The organism is Knoellia flava TL1, from assembly GCF_000768675.1.
Lineage (GTDB): Bacteria > Actinomycetota > Actinomycetes > Actinomycetales > Dermatophilaceae > Knoellia > Knoellia flava.
The window spans coordinates 16,667-29,380 of the sequence record NZ_AVPI01000023.1; the positions used below are offsets into that span (position 1 = coordinate 16,667).

Consider the following 12,714-nt stretch of genomic DNA (forward strand, 5'->3'; position numbering starts at 1 on the left):
TGACCGTCGTCGTATCCGTTGCGGCTCAACGCAGTCCCAGCGCCTTGAACGCGCGCAGGCAGAGGGTGAGGCCCTTGGTGTAGGTCTCCTGCGAGACGCCGGGCAGTCCGGCCATCGGGCCGGTGACGTGCTGCGCGGTGACGTTCTGGCTCTCGGTGTACTTGAGGATGCCCTCGCGGCCGTGACGCCGCCCGACGCCCGACGCCTTCATGCCGCCCATCGGCGCGCCGGTGCTGGCCCAGGCAGGGATGTAGGCGTCGTTGATGTTGACCGTGCCCGTGCGGATGCGCGAGGCGATGCGACGGGCGCGCCGCACGTCGCGGCTCCACACCGACGCATTGAGCCCGTACTCGGTGTCGTTGGCGAGCGCGACGGCCTCCTCGTCGGAGCCGACCTCGTAGACGGACACGACCGGTCCGAAGGTCTCGCCGTCGCGGCACTCCATGTCGGGCGTGACGCCGGTGAGGACGGTCGGCTCGTAGACGAACGGGCCGACGTCCGGGCGGGCGCGACCCCCGGTGAGGACGACCGCTCCCTTGGCGCGCGCGTCCTCGACGTGGCGAGTGACGGTGTCGAGCTGCGCCTGGTTGACGAGCGAGCCCATCTCGGGGCCGTATTCGAGCTCGGTGCCGAGCCGCAGTGACTCGACCGCCTCGACGAACGAGGTGACGAACTCGGCGTGGACGTCGCGGTGCACGAGGAGCCGCTCGGCGCTGATGCAGACCTGGCCACTGCCGCTGAAGCACGCACGCAGAGCCCCCGCGACCGCCTTGGGCACGTCGGCGTCGGCCGCGACGTACATCGAGTTCTTGCCGCCGAGCTCGAGGCTGAAGCCGACGAGCCGCTGTGCCGCCGCGACGCCGACGGTGCGGCCGGTCGGGGTCGAGCCGGTGTAGCAGACGTAGTCGGTCTGGTCGACGACCGCCTGTCCGGTCGACGAGCCCGGGCCGAGCACGACCTGGAGCACGCCCTCGGGCAGTCCAGCCTCGACGAGCAGCTCGTGGGCGGCGAGTGCCGTGAGCGAGGTCTGCTGGTCCGGGCGCAGGACGACGGCATTGCCGGCCATGAGCGCCGGCAGGGCGTCGGTGATGGCGAGGATGAGCGGGAAGTTCCACGGCGAGACGATGCCGACGACGCCCTTGGGCAGGTGGCTCACGACGGTCTGCGTGAGCACCGGGAAGACACCCATCGGGCGCTCGTCGCGCAGGTAGGACGCGGCCCGCCGGGCATAGTGCCGCGCCGTGTTGGCGGTGTCGGCGATCTCGGCGAACGCGTCGTGGCGGGTCTTGCCGCTCTCGAGCTGGATGAGGTCGAGGAGCTCGACCTGCCGGTCGAGCACGAGGTCGTGGAACCGCAGCAGGATCCCCGCTCGGTGCGAGAGCGGCGTGCGCTCCCACCCCCGCTGGGCGGTCCGGGCGGTCGCGACCGCGACCGCGACGTCCTGTGCCGTCGACACCGGCAGCGACGCGAGCGGCGCGCCCGTCATCGGGGTCGAGCTCACGTGCTGCTCGGCACCCGGACCGGCGACGACGTGGGAGGCGAGCCGGCGCGCACGGCTCGGGTCCACGGCATACGTGGCGGTGGGGTCGAGCTCCGGGTCTGCGATGACGTCGGCCATTACCTGAGAGTAACCTCCCGGCGCCGCGCAGGACAGGGGACGACGGTGAGACCTGCGCCCCACCGCCGAGGGTCTCGGCCCTCGGTCAGCCGCCCTCGTAGGGGGCGATGACGACCTCGACCCGCTGGAAGTCCTTGAGCTCGGTGTAGCCGGTCGTCGCCATCGCGCGGCGCAGCGCACCGACGAGGTTGGTCGTGCCGTCCGCGACCCTGCTCGGCCCGAAGAGGACCTCCTCGAGCGAGGCCACGGCCCCGACCTCGACGCGCCCGCCACGCGGCAGCTCGGGGTGGTGCGCCTCCGGGCCCCAGTGGTACCCGCGCCCGGGCGCCTCGGTCGTGCGGGCGAGCGCCGCGCCGAGCATGACGGCATCGGCACCGCACGCGACGGCCTTGACGATGTCGCCGCTCGTGCCGACGCCTCCGTCGGCGATGACGTGGACGTAGCGGCCGCCGCTCTCGTCGAGGTAGTCGCGCCGGGCGGCGGCGACGTCGGCGATCGCCGACGCCATCGGCGCGTGGATGCCGAGGGTGCGGCGGGTCGTGTGCGCCGCTCCCCCGCCGAAGCCGACGAGCACGCCGGCCGCGCCGGTGCGCATGAGGTGCAGGGCGGCCGAGTAGGACGCGGCCCCGCCGACGATGACGGGCACGTCGAGCTCGTAGATGAAGCGCTTGAGGTTGAGCGGCTCGGCGCGGCCCGAGACGTGCTCGGCCGAGACGGTCGTGCCGCGGATGACGAAGAGGTCCACCCCGGCGTCGACGACGGTCTTCCAGAGCTGCTGGGTGCGCTGCGGGGTGAGCGCGCCGGCGACCGTCACCCCCGCGTCACGGATCGTGCGCAGACGCTCGACGATGAGCTCGGGGACGATGTCGGCGCGGTAGATCTCCTGCATCCGCGCGGTCGCGAGCGCCGGCTCGAGCGTGGCGATCTCGGCGAGCAGCGGCGCCGGGTCCTCGTAGCGGGTCCACAGGCCCTCGAGGTCGAGGACGGGCAGGCCGCCGTGCTTGCCGAACGCGATCGCGGTCTCGGGCGACATCACCGAGTCCATCGGGGCGCCGATGACCGGGAGGTCGAAGTGGTAGGCGTCGATCTGCCACCCCACGGAGACCTCCTCGGGGTCGCGCGTGCGGCGCGAGGGCACCACGGCGATGTCGTCGAAGGAGTATGCGCGCCTGGCCCGCTTGCCACGTCCGATCTCGATCTCGTTCACGCCCGCAGCCTAGCCACGTCGGCAGGAATAACAGATTGGCGCCGATGGTTGGGCGAGGAGCACAATGACGGGTGCGGATCGTCCCGCATGCCGGCAATGGAGCCGACTTTCCACATTTTTGCCCTTTGCCCTCGAGGAGACACGCCTGTGTCAAGCCCTGCCCACACCGAGTACCCCGACAAGATCGACGGTGCCGTCCTCAAGATCGCGGGTGTCGTCGTCCTCGGCGCCATCATGTCGATCCTCGACATCACCGTCGTCAACGTCGCGCTGCCGGAGCTGCAGACGACGTTCACCGGCGTCGACGACCCGCTGCCGTACTCCACCGTCGCCTGGACCGTCACCGCCTACACGCTGGCTCTCGCCACCGTCATCCCGCTCACCGGGTGGGCGGCCGACCGCTTCGGCACCAAGCGCCTCTACATGCTCGCCCTCGGCCTCTTCACCATCGGCTCCGTCCTCTGCGCCGCGGCGACGAGCATCAACCTGCTCATCCTCTTCCGCGTCATCCAGGGCCTCGGCGGCGGTCTGCTCATGCCGCTCGGCATGACGATCATGACGAAGGCCGCGGGTCCGGCCCGTATGGGCCGCCTCATGGCGATCCTCGGCATCCCGATGCTGCTCGGCCCCATCGGTGGCCCGATCCTCGGCGGCTGGCTCATCGACACGGTGTCGTGGCACTGGATCTTCCTCATCAACCTGCCGCTCGGCCTCGGCGCGCTCGCCTACGCCTGGTGGGCCCTGCCCAAGGACGCCCCCGAGCCCAGCGAGTCGTTCGACTTCGTCGGCATGCTCCTCATGAGCCCGGGTCTCGCCGCGTTCCTCTACGGCATCTCCTCGATCCCGGACGAGGGGTCCTTCTTCGCCCCCAAGGTCATCGGCTTCGCCGGCCTCGGCACCGCGCTGATCATCGCGTTCGTCTTCTACAGCTTCAGGCCCGAGCACCCGCTGCTCGACCTGCGCCTGTTCAAGAACAAGAACCTCACGTGGTCGGTCATCACGATGTTCATCTTCGCGGGCGCCTTCTTCGGCGGCCTGCTCCTCGTGCCGACCTACCTGCAGACGGTGCGCGGCGAGGGTGCGCTCGACGCCGGCCTGCTCGTCGCCCCGCAGGGCATCGGCGCCATGCTGACGATGCCGATCGCCGGTGCTCTCGCCGACAAGTTCCCGGTCGGTCGCATCGTCCCCGTCGGGCTCGCGACGATCACGGCGGGCATGTTCGCCCTCACCCGGGTCGACGGCGACACGTCCTACTGGGGCTACCTCATCCCCGTCCTGTTCGTCATGGGACTCGGCATGGGTGCGACGATGATGCCGCTCATGACCTCCGCGCTCAGGACCCTCACGGCGCATCAGGTGGCCCGCGGCTCGACGCTGCTCAACATCACCCAGCAGGTCGCCAGCTCCATCGGTGTCGCGATCATCTCGGTCGTCCTCACCAACGGCCTCAAGAACGACGCCCTCGTCTCGCAGGCCACGGCCTTCGGTGAGGCGTCGAAGGCCAACCCGAACGACCCGTCGCTGCTCCAGCAGTTCCCGCTCGTCGGCGAGATCCTCGGCCGCTTCGGCAACGACGTGGCAGCCGGTCAGGCAGCCCTGCAGAGCGCCGTCCAGAACGCGATGGGCGAGGTCTTCGGTGACACCTTCCTCGTCGCCGCGATCATGGTCGCCTTCACCCTCGTCTCCGCGGCCTTCCTGCCGCGCAAGCACGAGGAGAGCCACCTGCTCGACGACGAGGATGCGGCCGAGGTCGCTCCCCCGGTCGTCCTGCACTGACCGTCACCACCACCCCCGACTTATTGCCAGTTGTGGCCCATCTCGGGTCGGCTCGCCGCCGGCTCAGACGCCACAACTGGCAATAAGTTGTTCTGGGGTCGGCATGCTGGGCGCATGGACGCACCCCGCCCCGGACCGCTCAACGCCATCACCGACGTCGCCGGCCTGAGGGTCGGTCAGGTCACCCGCGACGAGCCGGGCTGGCTCACCGGCGTGACGGTCGTCGTCCCACCCGAGGGCACGGTCGGCGGCGTCGACGTCCGCGGCGGCGCCCCGGGCACGCGCGAGACCGACCTCCTCTCCCCCACGTGCATGGTGGACCGCGTCGACGCCGTCGTCCTCTCCGGCGGCAGCGCCTTCGGCCTCGCGACCGCCGACGGCGTCATGAAGGAGGCGTATGCCGCCGGGCTGGGCTGGCCGGTCGGCGAACCCACGCAGGTGGTCCCCATCGTGCCCGCGGCCGTCGTCTTCGACCTCGGCCGCGGCGGCGTCTTCGAGAACGCGCCGACGGCCGAGGACGGTGCTCAGGCCTGGCGCGAGGCCACCGACGGGGCCGTCGAGCAGGGCGCGGTCGGGGCCGCGACCGGTGCGCGGTCCGGTGGCCTGCGCGGCGGCGTCGGCACGGCGAGCGCCGTCGTCGACGGCGTCACCGTGGGAGCGCTCGTCGTCGTCAACGCGATGGGCTCACCCTGCGCTCCCGACGCAAGCCTGTATGCCGTCCGCTCCGGTCTCGCGGACGAGTTCTCCGACGCGCCCGCTCCCAATCCTGCTGCGGCACAGGCCTACTGGGAGGAGCAGGCCGCCGCGCTGGATGAGCTGCGCGCCGGGACCGCGACGACCCTCGCCGTCGTCGCGACCGACGCCTCCCTCACCAAGGTGCAGTGCCGCAAGCTCGCCGAGGTGAGCCACGACGGACTGGCGCGGGCGCTCTCACCGGCGCACACGGCATACGACGGGGATGCGGTCTTCGCCCTGGCGACCGGTGACGGCGAGGCGCCCGACGAGCTCGACCTCGTCCGGGTGCAGGCCGTGGCGGCCGACTGCGTCACGCGCGCGATCGGGCACGCCATGCTCGCCGCGACGTCGGTGGACCGCACCGAGGACGGTGGGGTGGCGCTCCCCTCGTGGCGGGACCGCCTCACCTGAGGCGGCGCGCGGAGGTTTTGGTCAGCCGAAGTGGCGGATCATGAACTCGGTGTCGACGTCCTTGCCGCCCGTGGGGTCCGGCGGGAGCGTCGTCTCGACCGAGACCACCATCTCCTCGGGACGGACGCGCGGCAGGTCGACGTGCACCCGCTGCTCGAGGTCCTTCTGGCTGTCGGTCATCGCGCCCTCCCTGCGTCCGCTGGTCGCACCAGTGTGACGCAGGATCGTCAGCGGGAGGAGTAGTTCGGTGCCTCGACGATGCCGGCGATGTCGTGCGGGTGGCTCTCCTTGAGGCCCGCCGTCGTGATGCGCACGAAGCGACCGCGCTCCTTGAGCTCGGGGATGGTGCGCGCGCCGACATAGAACATCGACTGGTGCAGACCGCCGGTGAGCTGGTGGACGACGGCGCCGAGCGGGCCGCGGAACGGCACGCGTCCCTCGATGCCCTCGGGCACGAGCTCGTCGTCGCTCACGACGTCGGCCTGGAAGTAGCGGTCCTTGGAGTAGGACTTCTTGCCGCGCGAGGCCATCGCTCCGAGCGAGCCCATGCCGCGGTAGACCTTGAACTGCTTGCCGCCGACGAAGACGAGCTCGCCCGGGGACTCCTCGCAGCCTCCGAAGAGCGACCCGATCATCACGGTGTCGGCGCCGGCGACGAGGGCCTTGGCGATGTCACCGGAGTGCTGGAGGCCGCCGTCCCCCACGATCGGGACACCGGCAGGACGGCAGGCGAGGGAGGCCTCGTAGATCGCGGTGACCTGCGGGACACCGACGCCGGCCACGACGCGGGTCGTGCAGATCGAGCCCGGGCCGACGCCGACCTTGACGCCGTCGGCGCCCGCGTCGACGAGCGCCTGCGCGCCCTCGCGGGTGGCGACGTTGCCGGCGAGGACCTGCACGTGGCGGGTCGCCGGGTCGCTCTTGAGCCGGCGGATCATGTCGAGCATGAGACGGGCGTGGCCGTTGGCGACGTCGGGGACGAGCACGTCGACGCCCGCGTCGACGAGGGTGGTGGCGCGCTCCCACGCGTCGCCGAAGTAGCCGATGGCGGCACCGACGAGCAGGCGGCCGGAGGCGTCCTTGCTCGCGTGGGGGTACTGCTCGGACTTGACGAAGTCCTTGACGGTGATGAGGCCGGTGAGGCGGCCCTGCGCGTCGACGAGCGGCAGCCGCTCGCGCTTGTGCTGGCGCAGCAGGCTCGTGGCCTCCTCGGAGCTGATGTCCTCGGAGCCGGTGATGAGCGGCTGGTGGGTCATGACGTCGCGCACGAGCGTCGTGGCCCACTCGGCCACCGGCGTGAAGCGGAGGTCGCGGTTGGTGACGATGCCGAGGAGGTGCATCTCGGGGTCGACGACCGGGAGGCCGGAGACGCGGTAGCGACCGCACCGCTCGTCGAGCTCCTCGAGGGTGGCGTCGGGGCCGATCGTCACGGGGTTGGAGATGCGACCGGTCTGGGTCCGCTTGACGAGGTCGACCTGGTAGGCCTGGTCCTCGATCGAGAGGTTGCGGTGCAGGATCCCGAGGCCGCCCTGGCGGGCCATCGCGATGGCCATCCGCGCCTCGGTGACGGTGTCCATGGCGGCCGACACGAGCGGGACGCGGAGGCTGATCTCGCGGGTGAGGCGCGAGGTCGTGTCGACCTCGCTCGGGATGACGTCGGTCTCGCCGGGCTGGAGCAGCACGTCGTCGTAGGTGAGTCCCAGCTGGGCGAAGGGGGCCGGAAGCGCCGGCTGCGCGGCCTCCGCGGGAGGCGTCACCGAGGGCGACGGGGAAGGGGTGGGCGCCGGCGCCGGAGGGGCGGGCTCGGCCTCGAGGTGGGTGGGGCGGTCGACACCAAGGCTCATTCATCAAGTCTAGGGCAGGGGAGGCGAGGCTCCGAACCGGCGCCGGACCGCGGGCGCCGGCGCTCAGGGCACGGGGTAAGGACGGCCCCGTGTCGGAGACGACTGACCTGCGAAGTCACGTCCGGGTGTCGGTCTTTGCCAAGTTCTTACTCGGGCCAGACCCCCGTCTTGCCTTGTCGTTCCTAGCCTGACACTGCCCACGAGGGGTGTGGAGACGACCAGGTCGCCGACTCGGCGGCCACGGTGGACAGGAGGGGACATGACCGACATCGCACGACTTCCCAAGCCGACTCTCGATGTGTGGGAGTGGCAGTTCCAGGGTCACTGCCGCCAGGTGAGCCCTGAGGTCTTCTTCCACCCCGAGGGCGAGCGCGGCAACCAGCGGCGCAGCCGTGACGACCGCGCCAAGGCGGTGTGCGACTCGTGCCCGGTGCTGCGCCGGTGCCGCGAGCACGCTCTCGCCTCGCGCGAGCCCTACGGGGTCTGGGGCGGCATGACCGAGGACGAGCGCATCCGCGTCCTCAACCAACGTGAGCTCGCGAGCTGACCGCCCTCGCCGCGAGTGATCGAACCGCCGGGTGGCTGGGAGTGACCAGGGACACTCCCAACCATCCGGCACACGGGCCGGGTGGCTGGGACGGATCAGGGTGTGATGTCCCAGCCACTCGTCCAGCCCGAGCCCGAGGCCCCGTCCGTGCGGACGGGGCCTCGGGGCGCGAGCAGGCGAGCGTCAGGAGAGCATGAAGTCCACGCCCGCGGCGGCGTGGATCGCGGTCGTGTCATAGAGCGGGACCGTGCTGTCCTCATCCGAGACGAGCAGGGAGATCTCGGTGCAGCCGAGGACGACAGCCTGTGCCCCGCGCTCGACGAGCGCGGCGATGACCTCGCGGTAGGTCTCGCGCGACTCGTCGCGCACGACGTCGAGGCAGAGCTCGTCGTAGATGATCCGGTGCACCTCTGCGCGCTGCCGCTCGTCAGGCACGAGCACATCGAGCCCCCGCTCCTCGAGCCGGCCGGTGTAGAAGTCCTGCTCCATCGTGAACGCCGTGGCCAGCAGACCGACCCGCTCCAGGCCGTCGGCGGCGATGGCGTTTGCGGTCGCGTCGGCGATGTGGAGGAGCGGTATGCCGCAGGCCTGCTCGAGCTCGCCGGCCACCTTGTGCATCGTGTTGGTCGCGAGGAGCAGCGCCTCGGCCCCGCCGGCCTCGAGGCCTCGGGCCGCCTCGGCGAGGGTCGCGAGGGTCGCGTCCCAGTCACCGTCGTGCTGGGCCTGCGCGACGGGTGCGAAGTCGACGCTGTGGACGAGCAGCCGCGCGGAGTGCAGGCCGCCCAGCCGCTCCGCGACACCGCGGTTGAGCATCCGGTAGTAGCTCTCCGTGCTCGTCCAGCTCATCCCGCCGAGGACACCCAGCATGCGCATGTCTCGCACCCTAGGCCACGAGCGAGCACGCCTATCCTTGGCGCGTGAGCACCACCGAGATCCCCATCGCCGGCGAGAGCATCCGCCTCGGCCAGCTCCTCAAGTTCGCCTCCGTCGTCGAGGACGGCGCCGACGCCCGGGCCGTCATCGAGGCGGGCGAGGTCGAGGTCAACGGCGAGGTCGACACCCGGCGCGGCCGCCAGGTGCGCCCGGGCGACACGGTGACCTACGCCGGCGAGACGTTCGCCGTCGTCGCCGAGGCGTAGCGGCCCGTCAGGCGCGGGGCGCGACGAAGGGGACGAGGACCTCGTCGACGAGCTCGACCACGAGGTCGTCGTCGATGGGGTCGCCGCTCACGAGGAGCCGGTGCCACAGCACGCTCTGGCCCAGCTCGCGGGCGATGTGCACCGGCACGTCCGCGCGCACGTCGCCACGCTCGACACCACGCTCGAGCAGCTCGGCCATCTGAGCCTTCCGGTGGCCGATGAGGTCACGGGCCAAGGTCTCCGCGAGCTGCTCGTCCTGCACCGCGGCGGCAACGACCCCGCGCAGCATGCCCGCCTGCGGTCCGGTGAAGAGTGCCGCCCAGCCGCGCAGGACCGCGAGCATGTCGCCGCGGTAGCTGCCGGTGTCCTCGTGGGGGATCGCCGCACGCGCCATGCCGACGAGGGTGTCGCGCAGCAGCGCTCGGCTGTCCGGCCACCGCCGGTAGAGCACGGCCTTGCTCGTCCGCGCCGCTCCGGCCACCGCCTCCATCGTCACCGCCGACGGGCCGCCGGAGGCGAGCAGGTCGAGAGCGGCCGCGCGGATGGCGTCGTCGAGCTCGGCCCCACGTCGTCGTGTCGCCATGCCACCTCCCAGCCACCCACACATCCGAAGAAACGCTTGCGTTTCTTGCCCGTCGCCTCTACCGTCGAAGAACGAGAAACGCCACCGTACCCTATGGAGACGTCATGACCCTCCCCGTGCTCTACCCGCTCCGGTCCACGAGCTCGGCGACGGTGCGCTTCACCAACGCCCCGCACGGTCGCCGTCGGGTCACCATCGACCACCGCCCCCTCGCCGGCGTGACCCCCGCGATGCTGCTCGACTGGTTCACCCACCTCGACGGCACCCTCACCTACGGCGGGCAGACCGTCCCGCGCTACCTCGCGTGGCACCCACTCGACCACATCCGCTGGGAGCTCGCCCGGCCCGCACCCGGCGGAGGGGCGGCCGAGGGCGCTCGCTTCCGGATCGTCGAGGCGTTCGGTGGCAACCCGGCATACCGGATCGACATCGTCGACCGCGTCGAGAAGCTCGATGAGACCGGCATCCGGCTCGTCACGCGGATCGCCGGTGTCGTCGTCGTCATGCTCGAGCACACGTGGTCGGCGTGCGACGAGGGCACGCACTACGTCTCGGTCATGGACCTCGGCGCCCGCAGTGCGGTCATGCGACCGGTCAACGCCCTCCTGCGGCGGCGCTTCCCCGACGACATGGCGCGCGCCTGGGTCCGCCACAACATCGAGGAGGTGGGGCAGCTCGAGCACCTGCTGCCGCGCCTGGCATCCGCTGAGATGGCGGCTGGGAGGACGGCCTAGCCGTCGACGCGCGGCGGCATGCAGCGGATGAGCGTGACGCCGCCGGACACGGTGACGTCTCCCGCGCTGTGCGGCACGAGCAGCACGTCACCCGCGGCCACCTCGCGCGTCCCCTGCCTCGTCGTCAGGGTGCCCGCCCCGCTCACGACAACGGTGGCCGCGTATGCCGCGTCGACCGTGACGTCGCCGCTCACCGGCCGCACGACCTCGGCGCAGAAGTAGGGGCTGGCCTCGTCGGGGAGGGCGGGCCCGGAGCCCTCGACGTCGCTCCACCGTCGACGCAGCGACGCCAGCCGCTCCTGGTCGACAGGGCCGTGGTCGACGCTGCGCAGGGCGAGCGGGCGGTCGAGGCCGAGGAAGGCGTGGTCGAGCTCGAGGCCGAAGCGCTCGTGCTCGAGCATGACCGAGAAGTCGGTCGGCTCCTGGAGCTCGAGGATGAGGACGCCCTCGCCGATCGCATGGGGCTGGCCGGCGGGCACGAGGACGGCGTCGCCGGCGCTGACCTCGATCGGGTTGAGCGCGGCGAGGAGCCGCTCGTCCTGCGCGTCGACGAGGCCGGCGAGGTCGTCGTCGGACAGCGCGTCGCGGAAGCCGACCCACACCGTCGCACCGGGCTCGGCGACGAGGACGATCCACGCCTCCGTCTTGCCGTGGTCGCAGTCGAGGTGGGCGGTGGCGAACTCGCGGCTCGGGTGCGAGTGCACCGGGAGCCGCTCGCCGCTGTCGAGCAGCTTGGTGAGCAGGTTGGGGTCGCCCCCGAAGCGGGCGACGTGCGCCTCGCCGAACCAGCCCTCTGCGTCTGCCGCGAGCGCCTCGGGCAGCTCGGTGCCGTCCTCGAGGGTCGTCACTCCCCCGCCACCCTCGGCGAAGAGCCGGGCCGTGGACCCGACCCAGTCCTCGGGCCGGTAGCCGTCGAAGTCGGCGGGGACGTCGAGCCCGCGGAAGGCGAGGATGCGCTCGCCGCCGCGGTAGAAGCGGCGCGGGGTGTTGACTGCGAGAGCCGCCGTCGTGGCGTGCGCCGCGCTCGTCGAGGTGTCGGTCATGGGAGTGCCTTCCGTGCACGGATGGATGCGGGGAGCCGTCCGGACTCCCTCACGAGGAGTCGGGTGGGCATGACCACCGTCTGGGCGGGCGACTCGTCGCCGAGGAGCCGTGCGAAGAGCTGGAGCACGGCCTTCTGCCCGATCGAGGCGGGGTCCTGGTGGATGACGGTCACCGAGGGGACGATGAGGTCGGCGAGCTCGAAGTCGTCGTAGCCGACGAGGCCGAGCTCGACGCCGACCTGGCGCATCGCGTGGAGCGCGGCGAGGGTCACCCGGTTGTTGCCGGTGATGACGGCGGTGATCGGCGTGCGCTCGCGCGACCACGCCTCGAAGCGGGCGCCGAGCGACTCGACCGTGTGCGGTCCCATCGCGATGCGGGTGTCGCCCGGGAGCCCGAGGGCGTCGTGGATCGCGACGAAGGCCTCGCGCCGCTGGCGCGCGGTCCAGAACTCGGCGTCGTCGCCGAGGAAGGCGATGCGGCGGTGGCCGTTGGCGACGAGGTGCTCGACGGCGCTGCGGACACCGCCCGGGTTGTCACTGATGACGGTGTCGCACGGCTCGCCGCGGACCGGTCGGTCGACGTAGACGATCGGGGTGCCGCTCGCCGAGACGGTCGGGTCGGTCGCAGGCCGCTCGCCCGCGGGCACGACGACGAGGCCGTCGACGCGACGGTTGATGAGCCCCTCGAGGACGACCCGCTCGCGCGTCGGTGACCCCTCGGCCGACGCGGTGATGAGCTGGTGCTGGCGGACGCGGGCCTCACGCTCGACCGCGGCGCCGATCTGCGAGTAGAAGGGGTTGGCGAGGTCCTCGACGACGAGCGCGATGGTCTGGGTGCGCCCCTGGCGCAGGATGCGGGCGCCGTCGTGGCGCATGAAGCCGATGCGGTCGATGACCCCGCGAACGCGCAGCTCGGTGTCGCGTCGCACCCCCGGCTCACGGTTGACGACACGCGAGACCGTCTTCACGGAGACGTGGGCCTCGGCCGCGACGTCCGCCATCGTCGGTCTCGCCGATGTCCGCTTGCCTGACAACGCTGTCACAAGGTCGATCACACCAAAAGACGTGGGCCGAGGC

General features: G+C 71.7%; 13 protein-coding genes. 5 read left to right on the forward strand and 8 right to left on the reverse strand.

Annotation, left to right across the window (positions count from 1 at the left end; translation table 11 throughout):
* Nucleotides 1–25 precede the first annotated feature (25 nt).
* Together N798_RS09255 and N798_RS09260 are read right to left on the reverse strand one after the other, a co-directional pair.
* A complete protein-coding gene (locus tag N798_RS09255) occupies nt 26–1,618 on the reverse strand; it encodes a succinic semialdehyde dehydrogenase (RefSeq protein ID WP_035947956.1) in 1,593 nt (530 codons plus the stop codon).
* An 85-nt stretch (nt 1,619–1,703) separates the two neighbouring features.
* The gene (locus N798_RS09260; protein ID WP_035947957.1) at nt 1,704–2,825 is read right to left on the reverse strand and encodes a GuaB3 family IMP dehydrogenase-related protein; all 1,122 of its coding nucleotides are present in this window, start codon (nt 2,823–2,825) and stop codon (nt 1,704–1,706) included.
* A gap of 147 nt (nt 2,826–2,972) precedes the next feature.
* On the opposite strand from N798_RS09260, the gene N798_RS09265 reads away from it, so the two are divergent.
* Nucleotides 2,973–4,601 (forward strand): DHA2 family efflux MFS transporter permease subunit, encoded by a 1,629-nt coding sequence (locus tag N798_RS09265; protein ID WP_035947959.1) that lies wholly within the window; start codon nt 2,973–2,975, stop codon nt 4,599–4,601.
* Between the two features lie 114 nt (nt 4,602–4,715).
* Nucleotides 4,716–5,747 (forward strand): P1 family peptidase, encoded by a 1,032-nt coding sequence (locus tag N798_RS09270; protein ID WP_035947960.1) that lies wholly within the window; start codon nt 4,716–4,718, stop codon nt 5,745–5,747.
* Nucleotides 5,748–5,768: 21 nt separating this feature from the next.
* On the opposite strand, the gene N798_RS18100 is transcribed toward N798_RS09270, so the two are convergent.
* Nucleotides 5,769–5,927, reverse strand: a complete 159-nt coding sequence (locus tag N798_RS18100; RefSeq protein WP_156971683.1) for a heme biosynthesis protein HemY — start codon at nt 5,925–5,927, stop codon at nt 5,769–5,771.
* A gap of 47 nt (nt 5,928–5,974) precedes the next feature.
* Entirely contained in the window at nt 5,975–7,591 is a 1,617-nt protein-coding gene (guaB, locus tag N798_RS09275) for an IMP dehydrogenase (RefSeq protein WP_229708570.1), read from the reverse strand.
* A gap of 259 nt (nt 7,592–7,850) precedes the next feature.
* Here guaB and N798_RS09280 point away from each other — a divergent pair, with 259 nt between their 5' ends.
* Nucleotides 7,851–8,138, forward strand: coding sequence for a WhiB family transcriptional regulator (locus N798_RS09280; protein WP_035947962.1), 288 nt, complete (start codon nt 7,851–7,853; stop codon nt 8,136–8,138).
* A gap of 183 nt (nt 8,139–8,321) precedes the next feature.
* Here N798_RS09280 and N798_RS09285 read toward each other — a convergent pair whose 3' ends face one another.
* Complete coding sequence (locus N798_RS09285; protein ID WP_035947963.1) at nt 8,322–9,011, reverse strand: aspartate/glutamate racemase family protein; 690 nt, start codon at nt 9,009–9,011, stop codon at nt 8,322–8,324.
* A 44-nt stretch (nt 9,012–9,055) separates the two neighbouring features.
* Here N798_RS09285 and N798_RS09290 point away from each other — a divergent pair, with 44 nt between their 5' ends.
* Entirely contained in the window at nt 9,056–9,277 is a 222-nt protein-coding gene (locus N798_RS09290; protein WP_035947964.1) for an RNA-binding S4 domain-containing protein, read from the forward strand.
* A gap of 7 nt (nt 9,278–9,284) precedes the next feature.
* Here the strand turns inward: N798_RS09290 and N798_RS09295 are convergent, their stop codons facing one another.
* Complete coding sequence (locus N798_RS09295) at nt 9,285–9,860, reverse strand: TetR/AcrR family transcriptional regulator (RefSeq protein WP_035947965.1); 576 nt, start codon at nt 9,858–9,860, stop codon at nt 9,285–9,287.
* Nucleotides 9,861–9,964: 104 nt separating this feature from the next.
* On the opposite strand from N798_RS09295, the gene N798_RS09300 reads away from it, so the two are divergent.
* Entirely contained in the window at nt 9,965–10,594 is a 630-nt protein-coding gene (locus N798_RS09300; protein WP_035947966.1) for a hypothetical protein, read from the forward strand.
* Here the strand turns inward: N798_RS09300 and N798_RS09305 are convergent.
* Both N798_RS09305 and N798_RS09310 read right to left on the reverse strand, forming a co-directional pair.
* Nucleotides 10,591–11,637, reverse strand: coding sequence for a class I mannose-6-phosphate isomerase (locus N798_RS09305; protein WP_035947967.1), 1,047 nt, complete (start codon nt 11,635–11,637; stop codon nt 10,591–10,593). The two genes, N798_RS09300 and N798_RS09305, sit on opposite strands and share 4 nt — an antisense overlap.
* Nucleotides 11,634–12,638: a LacI family DNA-binding transcriptional regulator gene (locus N798_RS09310; protein WP_052117110.1), complete on the reverse strand. Its 1,005-nt coding sequence runs from the start codon at nt 12,636–12,638 to the stop codon at nt 11,634–11,636. Before N798_RS09310 ends, N798_RS09305 begins: the two co-directional genes overlap by 4 nt.
* Between the last annotated feature and the right edge of the window lie 76 nt (nt 12,639–12,714).